14 protein-coding genes are annotated in these 24,240 nt (G+C 68.6%); 7 read left to right on the forward strand and 7 right to left on the reverse strand.

Annotated features, from left to right (window positions below; all coding sequences use genetic code 11):
• Nucleotides 1-11: 11 nt before the first annotated feature.
• Entirely contained in the window at nucleotides 12-3,422 is a 3,411-nt protein-coding gene (locus PO768_RS02355; RefSeq protein WP_272644737.1) for an ATP-binding protein, read from the reverse strand.
• A 118-nt stretch (nucleotides 3,423-3,540) separates the two neighbouring features.
• Complete coding sequence (locus tag PO768_RS02360; protein WP_269840798.1) at nucleotides 3,541-4,191, reverse strand: TetR/AcrR family transcriptional regulator; 651 nt, start codon at nucleotides 4,189-4,191, stop codon at nucleotides 3,541-3,543.
• A gap of 76 nt (nucleotides 4,192-4,267) precedes the next feature.
• On the opposite strand from PO768_RS02360, the gene PO768_RS02365 reads away from it, so the two are divergent.
• The 4 genes from PO768_RS02365 (at nucleotide 4,268) to PO768_RS02380 (ending at nucleotide 10,880) form a co-directional block, all read left to right on the forward strand.
• The gene (locus tag PO768_RS02365; protein ID WP_272644738.1) at nucleotides 4,268-5,758 is read left to right on the forward strand and encodes an efflux transporter outer membrane subunit; all 1,491 of its coding nucleotides are present in this window, start codon (nucleotides 4,268-4,270) and stop codon (nucleotides 5,756-5,758) included.
• A 17-nt stretch (nucleotides 5,759-5,775) separates the two neighbouring features.
• The gene (locus tag PO768_RS02370) at nucleotides 5,776-6,882 is read left to right on the forward strand and encodes an efflux RND transporter periplasmic adaptor subunit (RefSeq protein ID WP_272644739.1); all 1,107 of its coding nucleotides are present in this window, start codon (nucleotides 5,776-5,778) and stop codon (nucleotides 6,880-6,882) included.
• Complete coding sequence (locus PO768_RS02375) at nucleotides 6,879-9,974, forward strand: efflux RND transporter permease subunit (RefSeq protein ID WP_272644740.1); 3,096 nt, start codon at nucleotides 6,879-6,881, stop codon at nucleotides 9,972-9,974. Before PO768_RS02370 ends, PO768_RS02375 begins: the two co-directional genes overlap by 4 nt.
• Before the next feature lie 84 nt (nucleotides 9,975-10,058).
• Nucleotides 10,059-10,880, forward strand: a complete 822-nt coding sequence (locus PO768_RS02380) for an oxidoreductase (RefSeq protein ID WP_272644741.1) — start codon at nucleotides 10,059-10,061, stop codon at nucleotides 10,878-10,880.
• Nucleotides 10,881-11,020: 140 nt separating this feature from the next.
• On the opposite strand, the gene PO768_RS02385 is transcribed toward PO768_RS02380, so the two are convergent.
• From PO768_RS02385 to PO768_RS02395, 3 genes are all read right to left on the reverse strand, one after another.
• Nucleotides 11,021-12,004, reverse strand: coding sequence for a tripartite tricarboxylate transporter substrate binding protein (locus PO768_RS02385; protein WP_137942354.1), 984 nt, complete (start codon nucleotides 12,002-12,004; stop codon nucleotides 11,021-11,023).
• A 61-nt stretch (nucleotides 12,005-12,065) separates the two neighbouring features.
• Nucleotides 12,066-12,815 carry a fumarylacetoacetate hydrolase family protein gene (locus tag PO768_RS02390; protein ID WP_272644742.1) on the reverse strand — a complete coding sequence of 250 codons (750 nt, stop codon included), beginning with the start codon at nucleotides 12,813-12,815 and terminating at the stop codon, nucleotides 12,066-12,068.
• 2 nt (nucleotides 12,816-12,817) lie between these two features.
• Entirely contained in the window at nucleotides 12,818-14,053 is a 1,236-nt protein-coding gene (locus tag PO768_RS02395) for a pyridoxal-phosphate-dependent aminotransferase family protein (protein WP_272644743.1), read from the reverse strand.
• A 135-nt stretch (nucleotides 14,054-14,188) separates the two neighbouring features.
• Here PO768_RS02395 and PO768_RS02400 point away from each other — a divergent pair, with 135 nt between their 5' ends.
• On the forward strand, nucleotides 14,189-14,878 hold the full coding sequence (locus PO768_RS02400) for a GntR family transcriptional regulator (protein WP_262968046.1): 690 nt from the start codon (nucleotides 14,189-14,191) through the stop codon (nucleotides 14,876-14,878).
• The gene (locus tag PO768_RS02405; RefSeq protein WP_272644744.1) at nucleotides 14,875-17,847 is read left to right on the forward strand and encodes an FAD-binding and (Fe-S)-binding domain-containing protein; all 2,973 of its coding nucleotides are present in this window, start codon (nucleotides 14,875-14,877) and stop codon (nucleotides 17,845-17,847) included. The genes PO768_RS02400 and PO768_RS02405 overlap by 4 nt, the downstream gene beginning before the upstream one ends.
• Here the strand turns inward: PO768_RS02405 and PO768_RS02410 are convergent.
• Nucleotides 17,783-19,648, reverse strand: coding sequence for a glycoside hydrolase family 13 protein (locus PO768_RS02410; RefSeq protein WP_272644745.1), 1,866 nt, complete (start codon nucleotides 19,646-19,648; stop codon nucleotides 17,783-17,785). The two genes, PO768_RS02405 and PO768_RS02410, sit on opposite strands and share 65 nt — an antisense overlap.
• Before the next feature lie 50 nt (nucleotides 19,649-19,698).
• Nucleotides 19,699-21,249 carry an alpha-amylase family glycosyl hydrolase gene (locus PO768_RS02415; protein WP_272644746.1) on the reverse strand — a complete coding sequence of 517 codons (1,551 nt, stop codon included), beginning with the start codon at nucleotides 21,247-21,249 and terminating at the stop codon, nucleotides 19,699-19,701.
• Between the two features lie 135 nt (nucleotides 21,250-21,384).
• On the opposite strand from PO768_RS02415, the gene pulA reads away from it, so the two are divergent.
• Nucleotides 21,385-24,150: a pullulanase-type alpha-1,6-glucosidase gene (gene pulA / locus PO768_RS02420; protein ID WP_272644747.1), complete on the forward strand. Its 2,766-nt coding sequence runs from the start codon at nucleotides 21,385-21,387 to the stop codon at nucleotides 24,148-24,150.
• Nucleotides 24,151-24,240 lie beyond the last annotated feature (90 nt).

A 24,240-nucleotide genomic window follows, 5' to 3' on the forward strand; every position in this document is an offset into this window, starting at 1 on the left:
GATGCCGACGCTCAGCCCGCCGGCCCCGCAGGCGCTTCACTCCCCACATCACGCTGGGCCCACGCCGCGACGATCTCGCGGTGGTGCGGGATGTTCTGCAGGAATCCCTGGCGCAGCGCGGCGTCGGTGCTGTTGCGGCTGATCGCGTCGGCCTGGGCCATCAGTGCACCGTGGGCGCGGACCAGCCAGTGGTCTGCGCGGGGGTCGCCGGCGCGGGCCAGGGCCTGGTGGCAGCTCAGTTCGACCTGGCGCTCGTCGATGTGGTCCAGCGAGCCGCCGGCGGCCACATGGTCGAGCACCGGCTGAAGCGCGGCCAGCGCGCCGGCGGTGTCGCCTTCGACCAGCGCCACCCGCGTCAAGCCGGCACTGGCTTCCTGTTGCAGCGGGTGGTCGATCTCCAGCGCCCGCTGGCGCGCCTGGGCGTAGTAGGTTCGTGCAGCGGTGACGTGGCTCAGCGCCAGTTCGGCCGCGGCCAGTTGCAGCGTGGCCAGTATTTCCTCGTCGCGCGCCTGCGCCGCCACCGCGATGTCCCGCGCCGCGCCGGCCAGCACCAGCGCCCCCGCCGCGTCGCCCTGCCACAGCGCCACCACGCCCAGCATGCACAGCGTCGTGCCTTCGACCACGCGGTTGCCGTCGGCGCGCAGCAGTTGCAGCGCCGCACTCAGGTCACGCTGGGCCTGCGCCAGGTCGCCCAGGTTCAGCCAGCCCACGCCCAGGTTGGACAGGCCGATGGTTTCGTTGACGCGGTCGCCGGTCTCGCGGTAGATCTGCAGGCTCTGCCGTGTTGCGGCGAGGTAGCCCAGCATGTCGCCCTGCGTGGCGGCGGCGATGGCCAGTACGTTGAGTATGGGTGCCTCGACATCGCGCAGCCCCAGGCTGCGCGTCTCGGCCAGGCCCTGCAGCGCGAGCGAGCGGCCGCCCTCGAAGTCGAGCTGCTTCACCCGCGCCCAGGCCAGCAGCCGCAGCGCGTGCAGTCGCGGGCCGTCGTCGCCGGCCGCTGCTGCACAGGCCATGGCCTGGCGTGCCGCAGTCTCGCCGGCTGTCCAGTCGGCCATGCGCATCGCGCGCAGGCTGCGGCGCCTGGCCGCATGAGCGCGCCGGCGGTTGTCGTCCAGCGTCTCGGCCAGCTGGGCCAGCGCGTCCAGGTCGGTGGCCTGCTCGGCCCGGCGGGCCTGCAGGCCCAGCGTCTTCTCGCGCACGCTCAGCAGCCGCCAACGCAGTTCGTCGGCACCGGCCGTCGTCGCGGGCGGCACCTGGCCCAGCAGTGCCAGCGCCCGGCCCACGTGCGCCAGCACCCGCTCGTGGGCAAAGCGCTGCCCCGCCTGCTCGGCGGCGCGGGCGTGGAACTCGGCGGCCCGGGCCGCGTCGCCCGCCTGCTCGAAGTGTTCGGCCGCCAGGCCTTGCAGGTCGCCGGCGCGCAGGCCGCCCCGTTCGGTCAGCAGCGCCAGCCACTGCGCCACCTTGGCGTGGCCTTCACGCCTGGCGCGCTTGAGCACGGTGTCGTAGGTGACCTGGTGCAGCAGCTGGTGGCGAAAGGCATATTCACGCAGGTCAGCGCGCAGGCCTTCCAGCACCGCATCGGTGCGCGGCAGGGTCAGCGCGCGCCGCGCCAGCGCCGGCAGTTGCTGCGCGGCCTCCACCTCCACGGCGGCCAGGGCCTGGTCCCAGAATACCGCGCCCACCACACTGGCCTGCTGCAGCGCATGCTTCTCGGGCCCTGGCAGACCGTCCAGGCGCGCCTGCAGCACACCCGTCAGCGTCGATGGCACCTGGGTGGAGAGCAGGCGCTCGGCGTCGATGGCCCAGGTCTCGCCGGTGCGGATGGCGCTCTGGTCGATCAGCATCCGCAGCAACTCCTCCATGTAGAAGGGATTGCCTTCGGCGCGCCCGACGAGCAAGTCCGACAGCCCCGGCGGGATGCCGGGCAGTTTCTTCAGCAGTTCTTCGGCCAGCAGCCGGCTCGTCGGCAGATCGAGCGGACGCAGGTCGATGCGCTGGTGTTGACCATCGCTGCTGCGCCCGCCGGTGCGTCGCTCGAACAGCGTCGGCCGCGTGAAGGCCAGCAGCAGCAGCGGCACGTCGCGGTTCACGTCGGCCAGGTGGTCCAGAAAGTCGAGGGTCTCGTCGTCGGCCCAATGCAGGTCGGTCAACTGCAGCACGACAGGGCAGCCGTCGCTGGCGCTCAGCCGCCGGAACACTTGCGCGGCGGCATGGAAGGCGCGGTTGCGGATCTGCTTGGGATCTTCGACGATGCCCTGGATGTGGCGGCTGTCCTGCCACTCGATGCCGATCAGGTGGCCCAGCAGGTGGGCGTGGGCTTCGGCAAGATCAGCGCCGTCGTCATGCAGAAAGAGCGGCACCACGCCGTCTTCCATCTTTTGGCGCGCGAGGTCCACGCTGTCGTCATCGCGGATCTGGAAGCGCCAGGCCAGCAGGTCGCGCAGCAAGCCATAGGCCTGCAGCCCGGTCTGTGGCGTTGCGCGGCCGCGGAACAGATAAAAGCGCTCAGGCTGCTCCTCGCTCCAGGCCTCGAACTCGTGCTGCAGCCGGCTCTTCCCCACGCCCGCCTCAGCCACCACCGTCACCGCAGCCAGCCGGCGTTCGGCAAACAGGCGCTTGAAGGCGGCCTGCAGGGCCTGCAGTTCGGCGTCGCGGCCGACCATCCGGGTCGCCACGCCCTCGATGCCGCGCGTGCCGACGCGGAAGTTGCGCGGCTTGGCGCTCTTGACCAGGTAGCTCCGGATCGGGCTGTCGACGCCCTTGACCATCAGCGGCGCCTGCGCCTGGACATCGAACAGGCCGCGCACCTGCGCATAGCTGTCGTGGCTGATGCGCAGCGCGCCGGCCGGGGCGGTCTGCTCCATGCGGGCGGCGATGTTGACGGCAATGCCGCGGATGCTGGCGTCGCCATCGACCCCACCGCCGAGCAGCACGGCGCCGGTGTGCAGGCCCACGCGGACGTTGAAGCCGGCGTGGCCGTGGGCGGACTCGACTTCGGCGCCGAGCTGCTTGCCGAGTTCGAGCAGGGCCAGGCCGCAGTGCACGGCGCGTTCGGTGTCATCCTCGTGGGACTCCTCGGCCCCGAAGGCGGCCAGGATGCTGTCGCCGGCGTACTGCAGCACCTTGCCGTGGTGTGCCTCAACGATCACCGTGCCACGCGCCAGGGCATCGTCCATCACGGCGCTGATGGCTTCGGGGTCGAGGCGATGGGAGAGCGTGGTCGAGCCGACCGCGTCCAGGAACAGGATGCTGACCTGCCTGAGGGTCTGGGCTGCCTCGGCAGGCGGCGCTGGCTCAAGCAGTGCGGCCAACTGGGCCTTGAGCGGCGCCACCGCCATGTCCACCACCGCGTCGCCCAGCAAGCCGCGCTGGGCCTCCAGCGCCTGGATCGCGGATCGAAGCTGTTCGTGCTCGGGCGACATGGGTGCTGAGCATAGCAACGCGAGGTCGAGCGCGCGAGGCCTTGCGCATGCGGGGGGCTCGAAGGATGGATGACTGCAGCCGCAGCGGTGACGCTTGCTCAGGCCGGCGCGCAACCCGTCACGGCGCCTTGGCGTAGGCGGCCATGAACACCCGAACGGCTTCCCGGAGCAGAGCCTTGTTCTCGCGCGCGTCGGGCATGTCGAGGATCAACAGCCCGCGGATGTGGCCATCGCCAAGAAACATCGACAGGAACAGATCGGCCGCCTGACGCGGGTGCCTGATGTGCAGCGCGCCCTGCGCGTCAGCGCGGCGCAGATAGGCGGCCAGGTCGCCGATCAGTCTGTCGGCCCCTTGCCTGTAGAAAGCCAGGCATGCCTCGCGCTGCGTTCCGGCGGCGCCGTATAGCGAGCGAAACTGGCCCAGCGCATCTTCCTCGCGCGCCAGTGTGAGGAACTGCGCGCCGATGGCCAGCAGCGCCTTCTCGGGCTGCTCCGGGTCCAGCGCCTCCACACCGGCCAGCCCGCCCATCACGCGATCGGTGCGATCACGGATCACCGCCTCGAACAGACCTTCCTTCGAAGCGAAGTGGCTGTAGATGGTCATCTTCGAGACGCCCGCGTCGCTGGCGATGGCGTCGACGCTGGCCCGCTCGAAACCTTGCGCGTCAAAGTGGCTTCTCGCCGCTTCCATGATGCGCCTCAGGCGTTCGGGGTCGCGCGGTCGGCCGCGACGCGGCGCTGGTGCAAGGTCGTCCTCGATCTTTGGCATTGGCAAATTTCTGTACTTGACAGTCCAGTATAGCTCGCTACACTTAGTGTACTTGTAAGTACATTATATGAAGCCAATGACAACGCCCACCACGCGCTGCGGCCCTCATGCCGGTTCTCGCTGGATCCGTCTGACGCCGGCCGTCGCGGCACTGGCGTTCCTGTCGGCTTGCTCGGGGGTGCCTCTGCAATCCCTGGTCCCGCCGATGCCGCTGTCCGCCACATTCGCTCAGGCCGGGCCGGCGGCCGCGTCAGCCCAAGGCCTTGATGACGCATGGTGGGCGGGCTACGGCGATCCGACGCTGACGACGCTGATCGAGGAGGCCTTGACGGCCAACCAGGATGTGGCGATTTCTCTGCAGCGCGTCGCTCAGGCCCGCGCGGGCCACGATGCCCAGGGCTCTCGTCTGTGGCCCACCGTGGGCGTGCAGGCGTCCGCCTCGCGCAGCGACAGCGGACTGCCGGCGCCGGTGAAGCAAGGCATGCCAGACACCCGTGCGCTGCGTGCCGGTGTCGACCTGGCCTGGGAGATCGACCTGGCCGGTGGCGTGCGCGCCGCGCGCGACGCGGCGCAGGCCGATGCTGCCGCCGCAAGCGCTGCCGTGAATGGCGCCCGGCTGCTGGTGGCTAGCGAAGTCGCACGACAGTACTTCGTGCTGCGCGGTGCCGGGGAGCGACTGCGCATCGTGCAAGCCCTGGCAGCGGCTCAGCGTGAGACAGCGAGCCGCGTGGAGAGCCGTTTCCGAGAAGGCCAGGCCAGTGCCTTCGACCTGGACCGTGCACGTGCCGAGGCCGACGCGCTCGATGCGCAAGTGCCTGCGCTGCGGATGCTGGCCGGCACTTCGCAGACACGACTGGCCGTGCTGCTGGGCCGCAACCCATCGGCGCTTGTCGTCCGCCAGATCGATGTCTTTGCATGGCCCGCCGCGCGGCAGATCGGCACCGGCCAGCCCAGCGAACTGCTGAGGCGCCGTCCCGATCTGATCGCCGCCGAGGCGCTTGTCGCAGCCCAGACGTTGCGCGGCACCGAGGCACGCGCGCAATGGTGGCCCAAGCTCTTTCTGAGCGCGCTCGTCGGCCGCCAGGACCTGCGCCTGAACTCGCTGGATCTCGCCCCGGTGCGCTTTTCCAACGTCGCGCTGGCCTTCGCCGCACCGATCTTCGACGCCGGCCGCATCGACGCCGGCATTCGTGGTCAGTCCGCTCGCGCCGAGGAGGCGTTGCTGGCCTGGCAGAAGGCAGTACTGGTGGCCGTGCAGGAGGTGGAGGACAGCCTGCTCATGCGTGCTCAGGAAGCCGAGCGCACCGCCGCGTTGGCCCGCACCGTCGAGCACCGCCGCCGCTCGCTTCAGCGCGCGCAGTCGCTGCAACGCGAAGGACAGATCGATTTGCTGGTGCTGCTGGATGTGCAGCGCTCTGTGCTGTCCAGCGAACTCGCGCTGTCGGACAGCCGCCTTCAGCAGCTGCTGTCCGAGGTGCAGCTCTACAAGGCCCTGGGTGGCGGGCTCGCGCCAAGCCAGGTCAGCGCCGCCATGACTTCTTCTCTTGCCGCAAGGATGCCCCAGTGAACAGGACCTTACCCGCCGTGTCGCTCGCGACCGTTGCCGCCGCGCTGCTGGCCGCCTGCAGCGAACCGGCTGCTCCCGTGGCCGTCGTCAAGCCGGTCTTCGTGACCACCGTGACGCAGGCCGCGTCTTCGCAGACGCGCTCGTTCACCGCCGTTGTGCGGGCCCGTGTCGAAACGGACCTCGGATTCCGCGCCGGCGGCAAGGTCGTGGACCGGCTGGTCGAGGTGGGCGACGTTGTGAAGGCCGGCCAGGCGCTGGCGCGGCTGGACCCGGTCGATTACCGGCTTGCCGAAAGAGCCGCCGCCGACCAGGTGCAAGCGGCATCGGTCGATGCGCAGCAGGCCGCGTCCGACGAGGCCCGCTTGCGCCGCCTGCTGACCGATGGCTCGGTGGGCGCTGCCGACCACGAGCGCCAGAAGGCCCGCGCTGACGCGGCCGCAGCCCGGCTGGAGCAGGCCCGCCGCCAACTGGACCTGGCGCGCAATCGGGAAGGCTACACCTCGCTGCTCGCGCCCTATGCCGGCGTGATCACCGCGCTGCGCTTCGAGCGCGGTCAGGTGGTGGCCGAAGGCCAGCCGGTGTTGTCGATTGCGCGAGAAGGCGAGCGCGAGATCGTCGCCGACCTGCCGGAGGAATGGGTCGGCCGGGTACGCGGGCTCGCTGCCTCGGCCGCGCCCTGGCATGACACGACGCCTGCACTGCGGCTGGTCCTGCGCGAGCTCTCTCCTGTGGCCAACGCGCAGGCCCGGACTTTTCGCGTGCGCTACGCCGCAGCCCCGCAATCGCGTGCCGCCGTCGCCGCCCTGCCGCTGGGAAGCACGCTGCAGCTGAACCTGTCCGGACAGCCCGCCGGCCCGGCGGCCACGATCTTGCCGGTCACCGCACTGGTGAAGGCCAGCGGGTCGGCAGGCGTCTGGGTGCTGAACGCCAAGGGCTCAGGCCTGGTCTTCAATCCGGTTCAGGTGCTGCGCGTGGATGACGCCTCCGTGCATGTCTCCGGCCTGGCTCTTGGCAGCCGTGTCGTCAGTGTCGGTGCTCAGAAGCTGGATGCCGGCATCGCCGTTCGCGCCATCGAGCGCGCACCCGAGGCCGCCCCGGCCACGATGACAAAGAGCAGCTCATGAAACGCTTCAATCTCTCGGAATGGGCCGTCACGCACCGGCCGATGGTGCTGTTTCTGCTGATCGCGACGCTGATCGTCGGCGGCCTGTCCTTCAGCCGGCTGGGCCGCCTGGAGGACCCGAACTTCGACGTGCCGCAGATGACAGCCATCGTCGTGTGGCCCGGTGCCACCGCGCAGGACGTGCAGGACCAGGTGCTCAACCGCATCGAGCGCAGGCTGCAGGAGCTGGATCATTTCGAGTACGTGCGCAGCTTCGCGCGCCAGGGCTACGGTGGCATCACGCTGTGGATGAAGGGCGGCAGCAGCACGGAGGAGCTGGAAAACGCCTGGTACCAGGTGCGCAAGAAGATCGGCGATGTGCGCCAGGAGTTTCCCGAGGGCGTGCGTGGTCCCTTCTTCAACGACGAGTACAACGACCGCTACAGCGTGCTCTACGCCCTGAGTGCCCCCGACCTCTCGATGGCCGAGTTGCTCGTCATCACCGAAGACGTGAAGCGGCGCATCCAGGGCGTGGCCGGTGCGGCCAAGGTCGATGTGCTGGGCAAGCAGGCCGAGCGTGTGTATGTGGAGCTGTCCACGCGGCGGCTGGCGGCGCTGGGCATCCCGCCCACGGCGGTGTTCGATGCGCTGGCGCGCCAGAACCTGGTCGCCCCGGCGGGTTCTTCCGATGCCACCCACGACCGCGTGCAGGTCCGGGTGGACGGTGGTTTGCACAGCGCTGCGGACGTCGCCAACGTGACGGTAGAGGTGGGCGGTCAGCTGCTGCGGCTGTCCGACATCGCGACCGTTCGCTCCGGTTACGAGGATCCGCCGAACATGACCATCCGCCACAACGGCGTGCCGGTGCTGGCCATCGGCGTGACGATGCAAGCCAATGGCAATGTGCTGGACTTCGGGCGCGCGCTTGACGAGCTCCTGGCGCAGCTGCGTCAGGAGCTGCCGATGGGCGTGCACATCGAGCAGTACGCGGATCAGCCCCGTGTGGTGGCGGACTCGGTCTGGGAGTTTGAGCGCGTGTTTCTTGAGGCGCTGGCCATCGTGCTGGCCGTCTCGTTCTTGTTCCTGGGCTGGCGCACCGGCATCGTGGTGGCCGCGTCGGTGCCGCTGGTGCTCGGATTGGTCGCTGCCGTCATGTATGCCGCAGGCTGGAATCTTGACCGCATCTCGCTCGGCGCACTGATCATCGCGCTCGGATTGTTGGTCGACGACGCCATCATCGCGGTGGAGATGATGGTGGTGAAACTGGAGCAGGGCTGGGATCGCATGCGTGCGGCAACCTATGTCTACACGTCCACCGCATTCCCCATGCTCACCGGCACGCTGATCACGGCAGCCGGATTCATGCCGGTGGGGTTTGCGAAGTCGATCGCCGGGCAGTATGCGGGCGGCATCTTCTGGATCGTGGGTGTGGCGCTCATCCTGTCATGGCTGGTCGCCGTGGTCTTCACGCCCTACCTGGGCATGCTGCTGCTGCCAAAGAACCTGGCAGCCGGCAGCCACCATGACGTCTACGATCGGCCCATCTACCACCGGCTGCGCAAGGTCGTGGACTGGGCGGTACAGCGCCGGGCTTGGGTGCTGGCCCTCACGGTGCTGGCCTTCGCTGTCGCGGGCGCCGGCATGCTGAAGGTGCAGCAGCAGTTCTTCCCCACCGCCTCGCGGCCGGAACTTCTGGTGGATCTGCGGCTGCGCGAGGGCGCCTCGTTCGCCGCCACCGAGCACCAGGTGAAGCGGCTCGAGGCCCTCCTCGCGAAGGACCCGGACATCGAGTTCTTCACCGCCTACACCGGCGCCGGCACGCCGCGCTTTTATCTGTCGATACAGCCGGAGTTGCCCAATCCAGGCTTTGCCCAGTTCGTCGTCAAGACGGCCGGTATTGAGCAGCGCGAACGCGTGCGGGCTCGCCTGATGGAGCTCTTCGACAAGGACGAGGCCTTTCCCGATGTCAGGGCGCGTGTGCAGCGCCTGGAGTTCGGCCCGCCGGTGGGTTTTCCGGTCCAGTTCCGCGTCATCGGGCCTGACAAGGCGCAGGTGCGCGAGATCGCCTACCGCGTGCGCGACACAGTGCGCGAAAGCCCCTTGGTGCGCGACACGCAGCTGGACTGGAACGAGCAGGTCCGCTCGGTGCAGGTCCATGTCGACCAGGACAAGGCCAGGCTGCTGGGCCTGAGCAGTGCCGACATTCAGAGCCTGGTACAGACGACGCTGGACGGTGCACCGGTCACGCAGATACGCCGCGGTGAAGAGCTTGTCGACGTGGTGGTGCGGGCGACGCCCGAGGAACGCAAGAACATCGGTGGTCTGGGCGACCTGCAGGTGTTCACGCGCGGCGGTGTCACTGTGCCGCTATCGCAGCTGGCGCGCATCGAGCCGGGCTTCGAGGAGCCGGTGCTGTGGCGGCGCAACCGCGACATGGCGCTCACCGTGCGCAGCGATATTGTCGATGGCGTGCAGGGCCCCCATGCCACGGCGCAGATCCGGCCGTCGCTCCAAGCCATCATCGACAGCCTGCCGCCGGGGTACCGCATCGAAGAGGGCGGTGCCATCGAGGAGAGCGACAAGGCCAACAAGGCCTTGTTCGCGGTGTTTCCTGTCATGTTCGCCGTGATGCTGACCTTGCTGATGATCCAGCTGCAGAGTTTCTCGCGCCTGCTCATCGTGTTCCTGACCGGCCCGCTGGCGCTGATCGGCGTGGTGCCGGCCTTGCTGCTGTTCCAGGCGCCGTTCGGCTTTGTCGCGCTGCTGGGCGTGATTGCGCTGGGCGGGATGATCATGCGCAATTCGATCATTCTCGTCGACCAGATCGACCAGGACATCGGGCGAGGCGTCGCTCCGTGGACCGCCATCGTCGACGCCACGGTGCGGCGCTCGCGACCGGTGGTGCTGACGGCCGCCGCCGCAGTGCTGGCGATGATCCCGCTGTCGCGCAGCGTCTTCTGGGGACCGATGGCCATCTCGATCATGGGTGGCCTCATCGTCGCCACGGCGCTGACCCTGGTCTTCGTGCCAGCGCTGTACGCCGCGTGGTTCCGCGTCCGGCGCGACAGCCCGGCCGTGGTGCCCACCACGGCGTCGACGACGGCCACCGCTTGAGGGATAGACACCTCGATTCGATATCCAAAACAGGCATTGGCAATAGCCTGTCACTGGCAGATTCAAGTGGAAAGTGAGAGATCAATGACAACAGATCAAAAACAACAGCCCGTGGCCATTGTCACCGGGGCGACGGCAGGCATTGGTGCGGCGACCGCCCACGCGCTGCATGCCGCCGGCTACCGCGTGTTCGGGACCTACCGCAGGCCCCCGAAGACGAGGTTACCCGGCATCGACTATGTGGCCTGTGACGTGACCGACGACCTGACGGTTGAAGCGGCGGTGCGCGAGGTGCTTGCCAAGACCGGCCGTATCGATCTGCTGGTCAACAACGCAGGCCTTGGCTTGATCGGCGCTGCGGAGGAGTCTTCGCTCGAACAGGCCCGGTCCGTCTTCGATGTCAACCTCTTCGGCGTGATTCGCATGACCAACGCTGTTCTGCCCGCGATGCGCCAGCAGCGGTCGGGCCGCATCGTCAACATCAGCTCGGTGATGGGCCTGATTCCCGCGCCCTTCATGGCGCTGTACTCGTCGAGCAAACACGCTGTGGAGGGCTACTCGCAGTCGCTCGACCACGAACTCAGAGTCAGCGGGATCAGGGTCGTTCTCGTCGAACCGAGCTACACGCGCACCACGTTCGAGAGCAAGGCTTTGATGGCCGACCAGAAGAGCGAGCACTATGCGCTGGCGCGAGCGAACGCTGAAGCCGTGATGAACGCGGAGACTGCGAAAGCCGACCCACCGGAGGTCGTGGCCGAGACGATCGTCGCCGCTGCGACGGTTGCGAAGCCGCAACTGCGCTACGCCGCTGGTCGTGACGCCGCAACGGTCAGCTTGCTCAGGCGTTTTGTGCCGGCCTCGGCATTCGACAGGAGCTTGCGAAAGCGGATGCGGATGCCGGCATAGGCAAAATAGCTTGACCTAGTATCGGCATCACCGGCCCAGCGCTCCAGGGTGGCGCGACTTTCTGATGCAAAAGCGAGCACGGCATGGCCCGCCCCACTTCGCGCCCTCAAAGCCGCGCCTGTCTTAGCCGCAGCCGACACTCAGGTATCAATCGTCACCTTGCCGTCCTTGACCACCTTGCCCCATTTGGCGGTCTCGGTCTCGATGAAGCGCTTGAACTTGTCGGCCGAACCGCCGCCGTCTTCGGCGCCGTACATGTCCAGCTTCTCCTGCACATCGGGCATGGCCAGCACGGTATTGACGTCGCGGTTGACCTTGTCGGTGATGGCCTTGGGCAGCTTGCCCGGGCCGGCCAGGCCATACCAGGTGGTGGCCTCGAAGCCCTCGAAACCCTGCTCCTGCATGGTGGGCACGGTGGGGTGGCCCTTGGCGCGCTTGGTGCGGGTCTGGGCCACCGCGATCACCTTGCCGCTCTTCACATGGGGCGTGGCCGCCGTCATCGTCTCGAAGCTGTACTGGATCTGGCCGCCCATGATGTCGGTCAGCAGCGGGCCGCTGCCCTTGTAGGGAATGTGCAGCGCGTCGACCTTGGCCTGCTGCTTGAACAGCTCCAGCGCCAGATGTTGCGCCGAGCCATTGCCGGCCGAGCCGAAGCTGATCTTGCCGGGCTCGGCCTTGCACAGCGCGGCGATGTCCTTGGCGGTCTTGGCCTGCTGGCCCGGGTGCGCGATCAGCAGATTGGGCGTGACGCCCACCAGCACGATGGGCGTGAAGTCGCGCTCGATGTTGTAGCGCAGCTTGGGCTGCAGGCTGGGCGCCAGCGCATGGCTGTTGATATGGGCCATCAGCAGCACGCTGCCGTCGGCCGGCTGCTGCGCCACATACTCGGCCGCCAGCACGCCGGCCACGCCTGCCTTGTTCTCGATCAGCACCTGCTGGCCCCACATCTGCGAGAGCTTCTGCCCGACCACCCGGGCCAGCGCATCGGTGCCGCCCCCTGGCGGGAAGCCGACGATGATGCGCACCGGGCCGGCCGGCCAGTCGCCCGCCTGGGCGCGCAGCCGGGGCGCGACGAGGCCGGCGGCGGCCGCACCGGCCGCCTGGATCAGGGTACGTCTTTGCATGCTTTGTCTCCTGTTGTGATGGGAAATCGAGCGAAGGAACGCGCGGTCGATCAGAACAGCATCAAACCAGCACCAAACGCACCGGGGGCAGGCCGGCGATCTGCCCCAGTGCCTCGCCGGGGCCTTCGGGCAGATAGGCACCGGTATAGGTGCCGGTGGTGATCAGCGTGCCGGGCGGGACGGCCTGGCCGCGCTCACGGCAATGATTGAGCACCCAGACCAGCAGGCGGCGCGGATCGCCGGCCGGGTTGGCGGGCAGAGTCGGGGCGATGTCGCGGCCGTCGAACTGCCAGCTCAGTGCGGGCGCAATGAATGGGAAGGCCGGGTCATAGGGCACACAGGCGCCGGCGACCAGCGCGCCGTGGTTCTGCAGATCGGCCAGCTGGGCCAGCGGTGCCAGCGGCTTGTTGTCGCCATGGGGGCGCAGGCGGCTGGCGACCAGCTCGATGGCGGCACAGACGCCGTCGACGCCGGCCAGCGCTTCCTCGAGGCCATAGGGCTGCGGACGCACCGGGAACTCGCGGCCGATCCGGAACGCGATCTCCAGCTCCAGGCCCATAAAGCGGCCGAAGCGGGCCGGCTGCAGGCGTGCCGGACTGAGCAGCACCTGCGGCAGCGGTGCGCCCTGGGCCGGGCCGTCGGCGCCCTTGGCCCCGACCTTCCAGCCCGCTGCCTGCTGGCCGCGCAGCAGCAGGGTCAGGTCTTGCACCGTGTATGACGAGGCGGCGTCGAGAGGTGTCAGTTCGAGCGGCAGCGCGACCGGCCCGTCCATCCAGGCCTGGGTCAGCAGGGCGGCCAGATCAGCGTCCATGCTCAGCCCCGCTTCAGTGCGGCTGCCGCGTGGGCGGCGAAATAATCCATCGCCGCTTGCACGCCGCTGCCGGCGAGCCGGACGCCGGCCAGCTTCAGCCCCATCTCGCAGCCGGCCAGCGTGGCCAGCAGGGTCAGGTCATTGCTGTCGCCCAGATGGCCGATGCGGAACATGCGGCCCTTGAGCTTGCCCAGGCCGGTGCCCAGCGACATGTCGAAGCGCTCGTAGATCAGCCGGCGCACCGCGTCGGCATCGACGCCCGCCGGCATGATGACCCCGGTCAGCACCGGCGAGTAGACGGCCGGATCGGCGCACTGGATGGGCAGGCCCCAGGCCGTGACTGCGGCGCGCACGCCGGCGCCCCAGCGCTGGTGGCGGGCGAACACCGCGTCCAGCCCTTCGGCGGCCAGCATCTCCAGCGCCTCGTGCAGGCCATAGAGCAGATTGGTATTGGGTGTCGAGGGCCAGTAGCCGTCCTTGTTCATCTCCAGCATCTCGTCCCAGGCCCAGTAGGCCTTGGGCAGCTGGGCGCTCCTGGCGGCCTCCAGCGCGCGCGCCGAGGGCACGTTGAAGCTGATGCCCGGCGGCAGCATCAGGCCTTTCTGCGAGCCGCTGACCGTCACGTCCACACCCCATTCGTCATGCCGGTAGTCGGCGCTGGCCAGGCCCGAGATCGTGTCGACCAGCAGCAGGGCCGGGTGGCCGGCCGCGTCGATGGCGCGGCGCACCGCGGCGATGTCCGAGGTCACGCCGGTCGAGGTCTCGTTGTGCACGACGCAGACGGCCTTGATCTTCTTGTCGACGTCCTTCTTCAGCCGCGCCTCGATCAGCTCGGCCTGCACGCCGCGCCGCCAGCTCGGCGCCTGCGGCAGGTGCTCGTCCTCGCCGGCCCAGGCCAGGATCTCGGGCTTGAGCCCCAGCCGCAGCGCCAGCTTGGCCCATAGCGCGGCGAAGTGGCCGGTCTCGTACATCAGCACCTCGTCGCCGGGGCTCAGGGTGTTGACCAGGGCCGCCTCCCAGGCGCCTGTGCCCGAGGCCGGGTAGATCAGGACCGGCTGCCGGGTCTTGAAGATGGGCTTGATGTCGGCCAGCAGCTGCCGGCCCAGCGCGCCGAACTCGGGGCCGCGATGGTCGATGGTGGGCAGGCTCATCGCGCGCAGGATGCGGTCCGGCACCGGGCTGGGGCCGGGGATCTGCAGGAAGTGGCGGCCGGTGGGGTGGTGGTCGAGCTGGAGCATGGGGGTCTTTCCGAGTTCTTTGCCTTGGGCTAGTTTTGCATGCAAAAACAAGGGCTGCACCTTGGAATACCCTTAATCATTGGCTTCTTGGGGGTAAAAATTTGCATGCAAAATATGGCGAAGGAGTTTTCAGCCATGGCCGAGATCGTCAAGATGTCCCACCTGGCCCTGCATGAGCAGGTGTCCGCGCGCCTGCGCACCATGCTGGTCGAAGGCCGGATCGCGCCGGGCGCCAAGCTCAACGAGCGCGAGCTCAGCGAGCAGCTGCAGGTCTCGCGCACCCCGCTGCGCGAGGCCATCAAGTTGCTGGCCGCCGAGGGGCTGGTGGACCTCTTGCCCAACCGCGGCGCGGTCGCGGTCAAGCTGACCGAGGCCGATGTGATGCACAGCTTCGAGCTGCTGGCCGAGCTGGAGGGCCTGTCCGGCGCGCTGGCGGCCGAGCGCATTGCCGAGGCCGAGATCGCCGAGCTGCGCGCCCTGCATTTCGAGATGATGGCCTGCCATGCGCGGCGCGATCTGTCCGGCTACTACCGGCTCAATGCCCGCATCCACAGCGCGATCAACGAGGCGGCCGGCAACCCGGTGCTGGCCCAGACCTATCGCGCGATCAATGCCCGCGTGCAGTCGCTGCGCTTTCGCACCAACCAGGACGAGGCCAAATGGGCGCGCGCGCTGGCCGAGCACCAGCAGATGATCGAGGCGCTGGCCGCGCGCGATGGCGCCCGGCTGCGCGAGGTGCTGATCCAGCATGTGCTGGCCAAGCGCGACGCGGTGCTGGCCCTGCTGCGGGACGGGGCTATCTATCCGGCCGAGGCCGCTCGATGAGCGGCGATGTGCTGCTGATGGAGCAGCGCCTGCGCCGCGAGACCGAGGGCGAGGTGAAGTTCGATGCCGGCTCGCGTGGCCGCTATGCCACCGACGCCTCGATCTACCAGATCATGCCGCTGGGTGTGTTCGTGCCCAGGACCGAGCGCGACATCGCCACCGCGATCGCGATCGCCGGCGAGCTGAAGATCCCGGTGCTGCCGCGCGGCGGCGGCACCAGCCAGTGTGGCCAGACCACCGGCGCGGCCCTGGTGATCGACAACAGCAAGCACTTTCGCCGCGTGCTGAACGTCGATGTCGAGCAGCGCCGCGCCACGGTCGAACCGGGCCTGGTGCTGGACCATCTGAATGCGCAGCTCAAGCCCCATGGGCTCTGGTATCCGGTCGATGTCTCGACCAGCGCCCAGGCCACCTTGGGCGGCATGGCCGGCAACAATTCCTGCGGCTCGCGCTCGATCGCCTACGGCAATATGGTGCACAACGTGGTCGGCGCCAGCGCCTGGCTGTCCGATGGCTCGCTCGTGGATTTCGGGCCGGTGTCAGGTCTTGCCGCCGGCCGTGCGGCCGGGATCGCCGAGTTCGTGCGTGGTCTGGCGCTGAGCCATCGCGCCGAGCTGGCCGAGCACTGGCCCAAGGTTCTGCGCCGCGTCGGCGGCTACAACCTCGACATCTTCGACTGCCAGAACGAGCGGCCCTATACCGACGACGGCAGCGTCAACCTGGCCCATCTGCTGATCGGCTCGGAGGGCACGCTGGCCTACACCCGCAGCCTGAGCCTGCAGCTGGCCGAGCTGCCGCGCGCCAAGGTGCTGGGCGTGGTCAATTTCGAGAGCTTTCATGCGGCGATGGATGCGGCCCAGCACATCGTCAAGCTGGGCCCCAGTGCGGTCGAGCTGGTCGACCGCACGATGATAGAGCTGAGCCTGGCCAACCCGGCCTTCAGGCCGACGATAGAGACCGCGCTGATCGGCCGTCCGGCAGCCATCCTGCTGGTCGAGTTCTCCGGCCCGCAGAAATCGCCCCTGCTGAGGCAGCTGGCCGAGCTGGTCGAGCTGATGGGCGAGCTGGGCCTGCCGGGCACGGTGGTGGAGATGGCCGACGAGGCGCCGCAGAAAAACCTCTGGGAGGTGCGCAAGGCCGGGCTCAACATCATGATGAGCCTGAAGGGCGACGGCAAGCCGGTGTCCTTCATCGAGGACTGCGCGGTGCCGCTGCAGCATCTGGCCGAGTACACCGACGCGCTGACCGAGGTGTTCGCGCGTCACGGCAGCCGCGGCACCTGGTATGCCCATGCCTCGGTCGGCACCCTGCATGTGCGGCCCATCCTGGACATGCGCCGCGACGGCGCGCTGAAGATGCGGGCGATGGCCGAGGAGGCCTCGGCCCTGGTGCGCAAGTTCAAGGGCGCCTACAGCGGCGAGCATGGCGACGGCCTGTGCCGCGGCGAGTGGATTGAATGGCAGTTCGGCCCCAAGCTCAATGAGGCCTTCCGCGCGATCAAGCAGCATATGGATCCGGCCGGTCTGTTCAACCCCGGCAAGATCATCGACCCGCCGAAGATGGACGAGGGCGCGCTGTTCCGTTTCCCGCCGGCCTCGGCACCCAAGCCCTACCGCACGATTACCTTGAGGCCGGCGCTGGACTGGTCGGCCTGGAATGTGCAGAACGATCCGGTCACCGAGGCCACGACCGCGCCCGGCAGCGGCGGCGACAGCACCGGCGGCCTGGCCAAGGCGGTCGAGATGTGCAATAACAATGGCCACTGCCGCAAGTTCGACGCCGGCACCATGTGCCCCAGCTACCGCGTCACCCGCGACGAGCAACACCTGACCCGCGGCCGCGCCAACACGCTGCGGCTGGCGCTGTCGGGCCAGCTGGGCGAGGGCGCCTTCACCGGCGAGGCGATGGCCGAGACGATGGCCTTGTGCGTCGGCTGCAAGGGCTGCAAGCGCGACTGCCCCACCGGCGTCGACATGGCGCGGATGAAGATCGAGTTCCTGTCGCACTACAAGGCCAGGCATGGGCGGACGCTGAAGGACCGGCTGGTCGCCGCGCTGCCCGACTACGCGGCCTGGGGGGCGCGTGCGCCCTGGCTTTTCAATCTGCGCCTGCCGGGGCTGACCGAAAAACTACTTGGTTTCTCGGCCAAGCGCAGCCTGCCGCGCTGGCGCCGCGACACCTTCTGGCGCGCACCGGACGAGGGCCTGTTCTCCAGTCTTGAGGCCACCTTGGCGGCGGGCGAGAAGGCAGCCGTGCTCTTCGTCGACACCTTCAACGGCAGCTTCGAGAGCGAGAACGCGCTGGCCGCCGCCCGCGTGCTGAAGGCGGCCGGCTATACCCTGCACCAGGTGAGCAAGGACGGCGGCCAGCACTGCTGCGGCCGCACCTATCTGGCCAGCGGCCAGGTCGATGAGGCCAAGGCCAGGGCGGGTGCGCTGATCACCGCGCTGCTGCCGCTGGCCAGCGCCGGCATCGCGGTGGTGGGCCTGGAGCCCTCCTGCCTGCTGACCCTGCGCGACGAGGCTCTGGTGATGGGCCTGGGCGAACCGGCCCAGGTCGTCGGCGCCCAGGCGCTGATGTTCGAGGAGTTCATCGCCCGCGAGGCCAGGGCCGGCCGCTTCGATCTGAAATTCAGGTCTGCGGAGGCGCCCATCCTGCTGCACGGACATTGCCATCAGAAGGCCTTCGGCGCGGTGACTCCCATCCTCGAGGTGCTGCGGCTGATTCCCGGTGCGAGCCCGGAGCTGATCGAGAGCAGCTGCTGCGGCATGGCCGGCAGCTTCGGCTACGAGGCCAGGCACTACGAGGTGTCGATGCAGATGGCCGAGCTGAGCCTGCTGCCTGCGATCCGCGCCCGGCCCGAGGCCATCGTCGTGGCCGATGGCACCAGCTGCCGGCATCAGATCAAGGATGGCGCGCAGCGCGAGGCTGTTCATGTGGCGCGGCTGCTGGAGCGATTGATGACCTGATGTCCAGGACGAGGGCCGAACGCGCCGCAAGGGTCAGGCTTTGCCCCAGTTCGTGGCGCTGGCCGCTCATCACGTCGATCCCATGGGCCGGAAGCCCCAGCACCTCGCCGAAGCGCCGCGTGTCCAATTGGGTCTCGCTGCCGTTCTTGTTCAGCACCAGCATCACGGTTTGCGTGCCCAGCTGGCGAAACAGCACATAGCAACCCTGCTCGGGCGTGTAGTGAATCAGCCGCCCGGCATGCACGGCTTGCGAGCTCTTGCGCCAGTTCAGCAGCCGGCGCAGCCAGTCCTGTGCCTGACGCTGCTGCGCGCTGAGTCCCTGGCCGCTGAAGCCGCTGACGCTGTCGCCCGCCCAGCCGCCGGGGAAGTCGGCCCGCACCACGCCGTCGTCACGCTGCTTCGGGCTTTGCAGCAGCAGCTCGCTGCCGTAGAAGAACTGCGGGATGCGCCGCGTCACGGCCAGATAGGCCCAGGCCATCTTGGTCAGCGCCAGCTCGCCGTTGAGCAACGAATGCAGGCGCGGCGTGTCGTGGTTGCCCTCGAACAGCACCAGATTCGCCGGGTCCGGGTAGACGAAGTCATGGGCCAGGGCCTCGTAGAGCTTGATCAGCCCGCCGCCCTGGTCCTCGGGTTCGCTGAGGCCGGCCAGCAGTGCCCCATGCAGCGGGAAGTCCATCATGCTGGGCGTCTGCGAGACATAGCCGTCGTGGTTTTTCTTGCCGCGCTGCCAGTAGGACACGATGGCCGAGTGCGGGCTCCATTCCTCGCCGACGATATTGAGCCGGGGGTATTCGCGCATCAGCCGGGCCGACCAGGCGGCCAGGAAGTCCTTGTCGGAATAGCTGTAGGTATCGGTGCGGATGCCGCTGAGCCCGGCGTACTCGATCCACCACAAGCTCATCTGGGTCAGGTAGCTGGCCAGCAGCGGGTGGCGCTGGTTCAGGTCCGGCATCGTCGTGGTGAACCAGCCGTCGGTGAAGCGCTTGCGGTCGCTGGCGGCGGCGTAGGGGTCGAGCAGGCTGATGCGGGCGTGATGGGTCTCGGTATAGGCCGGCCATTGGTTGAGCCAGTCGGGGTCGGGCAGGTCGCGCATCCACCAGTGCTGGCCCCCGATGTGGTTGAGCACGATGTCCTGGATCACGCCCAGGCCCTTGGCGCGTGCCTCGGCGACCAGGCTGCGGTAGTCCGCATTGCTGCCGAAGCGCGGGTCGACCTGGTAGAAGTCGGTCGCGGCATAGCCGTGATAGCTGTAGGCGGCGCTGTTGTTCTCGCTCAGCGGGGTCGGCCAGAGCTGGGTGAAGCCCATGCCGGCGATGTAGTCCAGATGCTGGCGCAAGCCCTTCAGGTCACCGCCATGCCGACCGCCCGGTGATGCGCGGTCAAGCCCCTCCCGCATCCCCGCGCGGGCCGTCAGTCCAGGGTCGCCCTGGGCAAAGCGGTCCGGCACCACCAGATAGATCGCGTCCTTGGGCCCGAAGCCTTGGCGCTGGGCCGAGCCGGGCTCGCGGGCCTGCAGCAGATAGCGCTGCGTCAGCACGGTCTTGCCCTGAGCGTTGTCGAAGTGCAGTTCGAGCTCGCCGGCCCGGGCGGCCGCGTCCAGTTGCAGGTCGAGGAACAGGTAGTTGGGGCTGCTGACCCGGTGGACCTTGCGCAGGCTGACGCCGGCATAGGGCTGCAGCCTGGGGTTCAACTCGGCGATGCGCTCGCCATGCACCAGCAGCTGCAGGCCGGGTTCGGCCATGCCGACCCACCAGGACGGCGGCTCGATGCGGGAGAGGGTGTGGGCGAGGGCTGTGTTCATCAGAAGGCTGGCGCCGAGGGCGAGTGCGGCCAGAGTGCTTGCGAGGATGTTCATGGCTTGATGCGGTAGACGGCGACCGATCGGGCCGGGATGGACGGCCGGCCCTGCGCATCGGCGCGCAGCCGCGTCTGTCCGCGAGGATAAACGGCCTGCAGCCTGGCCCGGGCCGGCAGGGTCATGTGCGGCGTCGGCGCGGCCTGCGCGCCGTAGTTGATCACGACCAGGGTCTGCTCTCGCCCCAGCCGGCGCCGGAAGCTCAAGACCTGACCCTCGACCCGGGCGGCCTCGTAACTGCCGCGGGCGATGGCGGGCAGGGTGTTGCGCAGCCTCAGCATGGCTTTGTAGAAATTCAGCAGGGAGTCGGGGTCGGCAGCCTGGGCGGCGGCGTTGTGGCTGGCGGCATTCGGTGAGGTTTGGCGATAGGGCTCAGCGCGGCTGAATCCGCCATCGCTGCGCCAGCTCATCGGGCCGCGCAGCGGTTCGTCGCCGGGCAGGCCGGGGATGCCGGCCATGCCGATCTCCTCGCCGTAGTAGATGAAGGGGGTGCCGGGCATCAGCAGATAGCTGGCGGCGGCCAGCTTGTAGGCGGTCTCGTCGCCGGCCAGCTGATCCCAGATGCGCGCGCCGGCGAAGATGTCATGGTTGGCCAGCATGGTCGCCATGGTCGGCGGCGCCGTCCTGAAATAGTCGGCCACGGCCTGGATGGCGGCCGGCTCGCCGCGCGCGGCCTTGATGATCTGATGCTCCAGGCCGAAGGCGAAGGCGCTGCCGCAGATGGCCGGGTCGGCATAGGCCTGCGGATTGGCGGTGGCCTCGCAGACGACGTGGCGCTGGCGGTAGCGCTTGATCAGGTCCTGCAGCTGCTTGGTCAGGCGCCGGCTCTCGGGCTGGTCATTCCATTCGACGGCGTCGGTCTCGACCAGATGCGGCACGGCGTCGAGCCGGAAACCGTCCAGGCCGCGATTGAGCCAGAAACGCAGGCTGTTCAGGTGGTAGTCCCAGACCTGGGGATTGTTCAGATTGAAGTCCGGCATCGCGGGGCCGAAGGTGGCGAAATAGCTGCCGGTCGGCGTTGTGGTCCAGGGGTTCTGGCCCCAGATGTCCCAGCCGCTCGGGGACTCTTGCTGCCAGACAAACCAGTCGCGGTAGGGGCTGGCCGGGTTTTGCAGAGCCTGCTGGAACAGCGGGTGGGCGGCGGCGCTGTGGTTGATCACATAGTCGATGATGACGCCGATGCCGCGCCGGTGCGCTTGACGGAGGAACTCATCGAAATCGGCCAGACTGCCGTACTGCGGCTCCAGCGCGCGGAAATCGGTCGTCGCATAGCCGTGGTCGCGGTCGGCGCTGGCGGTGATGGGCATCAGCCAGATGCCTTTGATGCCCAGGTCCTGCAGATAGTCCAGCCGCGCCGTCAGGCCACGCAGATCGCCGATGCCGTCGCCATCGCTGTCCTGGTAGCCGCGCACAAAGATCTCGATGAAGGCGCCATGCTGCCAGCCGGGTGCCAGCCGGCTGCCGGGGTCGCGGGCCGGCACCGGGCCGAGGTCGGCGGCGGCTGCGCTGCCGGCCATCGCAGCGGCCAGGATAAGGGTTTTGATCATTGTCTCGATGATGTAGCTAAATTACTTGTCTAGCGATTTGGTTTGGCGGCAGCATAGGTGAAACATCGATGGATTGGAAGTTGTTGGTGAAAGTCGCTAGTGGGTTGTTGATGTAGTTTTGCTACTATTTTGAAAATGAAATACAAGAAGCAAGCCATGGCCGCATGCGGCATCGGGATGTGGGCGGGGATGCTGGCCTTGCTGGCCGGGGCCGCGCAGGCGGCCGACGACAGCGCCGAGCTGCGCGCGGCCTGTGATGCGCCGGGCTTCGAGCAGCTGCTCGTTGCGGCGCCGGCCATGGATGCGCGCGGCCATTGGTTGAACCGGCGCCTGCTGCTGTGGCCGGCGCTGACGGCCAGCGGGCGTTTCAAGCTCTATCACTCGGCCGCCGGGCAGCTGGACGCGAGAGCCGGCCACCAGGTCAGCGGTTTCGATGGCGTGGTGCCGCTGACGCCGCGCTCGGCAGCCCTGCCGCCGGCGCTGGCCGGACGCTTCGGCCATCTGGGGCCGGGGCTGCTGCTGGCTGTGCCCGAATCTGCGGTGGCGCACCTGCCGGAGCTGCTGCGCGGCCAGATGCTGCTGGTTCAGGAGGACGAGCGGGGTCAGGTCTTGCAGGCAACCGGCCTGCAGGCCGCCGCGGCGTTGGACGATCTCTATGCCAGGGCCGAGTCCGTGCCGGATCTCGGGGTGAGCGTCGTCGCCGGCCGCCGCACCGGCTTCAAGCTCTGGGCGCCGACGGCCCGCGCGGTGCATCTCTGCCATTACGCCGGCGCCGCGGCGGCGGCGCAGCAGGCCCTGCCGATGCGGCGCGACGCCGCCACCGGCATCTGGTCGCTAAGCCTGCCCGCCGATCTGAGCGGCGGCTACTACAGCTATCTGGTCGAGACCCATGTGCGCGGCGTCGGCCGGCTGCGCAACCGGGTCACCGATCCCTACTCGCTCAGCCTGAGCGCCGACTCGCGCCGCAGCTATATCGCCGATCTGGCCGCGCCGGCCTTGAAGCCGCCGGGCTGGGATGCGCTGCAGCTGCCGGATCGCGTCAAGCGCAATACCGAGATGGTGATCTATGAGCTGCATGTGCGCGACTTCTCGATCAATGACGCCTCGGTGCCCGAAGCCCAGCGCGGCAAGTACCAGGCCTTCACCGTTGCCGGCTCGCTGGGCATGCAGCATCTGCGCGCGCTCAGCGAGGCCGGCCTGACCGATGTGCATCTGCTGCCGGTGTTCGATATCGCGACGATTCCCGAGACCGGCTGCGCCGTGCCCCAGGTGCCGGCGGCGGCGCCGGACAGCGAGGCCCAGCAGGCGGCGGTGATGGCACTGGCCGAGCGCGACTGCTTCAACTGGGGTTACGACCCCTTGCACTACAACGCCCCCGAAGGCAGCTATGCCAGCGATGCGATGGACGGCGCGCGCCGCATCGTCGAGCTGCGCCAGATGGTGCAGGCGCTGAGCGAAGCCGGTTTGAGAGTCGGCATGGACGTGGTCTACAACCACACGGCCGCCGCCGGCCAGCATCAGAAATCGGTGCTGGACCGCATCGTGCCCGGCTACTACCAGCGCTACGACGCCCAGGGCCAGGTGGAGCGCTCGACCTGCTGCGACAACACCGCCACCGAGCACCGCATGATGGGCAAGCTGATGGAGGACTCGGTGCTGCTGTGGGCGCGCGAGTACAAAATGGCTTCGTTCCGCTTCGATCTGATGGGCCATCAGCCGCGCGTCGCGATGGAGCGGCTGCAGGCGCGGCTGCGGCGCGAGCTGGGCCGGCCGGTGCAGCTGATCGGCGAGGGCTGGAACTTCGGCGAGGTGGCAGATGGCCGGCGCTTTATCCAGGCCTCGCAGCTGTCGCTCAACGGCAGCGGCATCGCCACCTTCAGCGACCGGGCGCGCGACGCGCTGCGCGGCGGCGGCGCGGCCGACGGCGGCGAGGATCTGATACGCCGCCAGGGCTGGCTCAACGGCCTGCACCATGAACCGAACGCGCTGGGCGGCGCGGCCACGCGCGAAGACTTGCTGCGTGCCGCCGACCTGGTCCGGGTCGGCCTGGCCGGCTCGCTGCGCGGCTATCAGCTGCAGACCTTTGGCGGCGAGCGCCGGCGCCTGGAACAGATCGACTACGCCGGCCAGCCGGCCGGCTATGCCTCGGCGCCGGGCGAGGTGGTCAACTACGCCGACAACCATGACAACCAGACCCTGTTCGACATCAATGCGCTGAAGCTGCCGCAGCAGACCTCGCGCGAGGACCGGGCTCGCGTGCAGCTGCTGGGCATGGCCGTCACCGCCTTCAGCCAGGGCGTGCCTTACTTCCATGCCGGCATCGAGACCCTGCGTTCCAAGTCGCTGGACCGCAACAGCTACGACTCGGGCGACTGGTTCAACCGCCTGGACTGGTCGCTGAGCGACAACTATTTCGGCACCGGACTGCCGCCCAAGGCCGACAACGGCGCGAACTACGCGCTGCTGCGCCCGGTGCTGAACAACCCGCTGATCAAGCCCGAGCCGGCCCAGATCCGCTGGACCCGCGATGCCTTTCTGGACCTGCTGCGCATCCGCGCCAGTTCCAGCCTGTTCCGCCTGGCCACGGCGGCGGCGGTGCAGCAAAGGCTGCGTTTCCACAACACCGGGCCGCAGCAGAACCCGCTGCTGCTGGTGGGTGAGCTGGACGGCCGCGGCCTGGCCGGCGCCGGCTTCGAGCGGCTGATCTATTTCGTCAACACCGGCAGCACCGCTCAGACCCTGAGCCTGCCGGATGCGCGCGGTCTGGCCTACCGGCTGCATCCGGTGCATCTGGCACCGCAGGCCGCCGACACGAGGCCAGTCGAGCAAGCTGGCTTCGAGCCGGAAACCGGGCGCTTCACGGTGCCGGCGCGCACCGCCCTGGTCTATGTGCTGAATTGAGGGCATCGGCACGGCTTTGCGCACTGGCGAGCCAGGGGTTTCGGTGCTAGCTTTGGAACAAGGGACGCACGGCGGTCGCAACAGGCTGGC

This window comes from Paucibacter sp. XJ19-41, assembly GCF_028462495.1.
Classification (GTDB): domain Bacteria; phylum Pseudomonadota; class Gammaproteobacteria; order Burkholderiales; family Burkholderiaceae_C; genus Roseateles_E.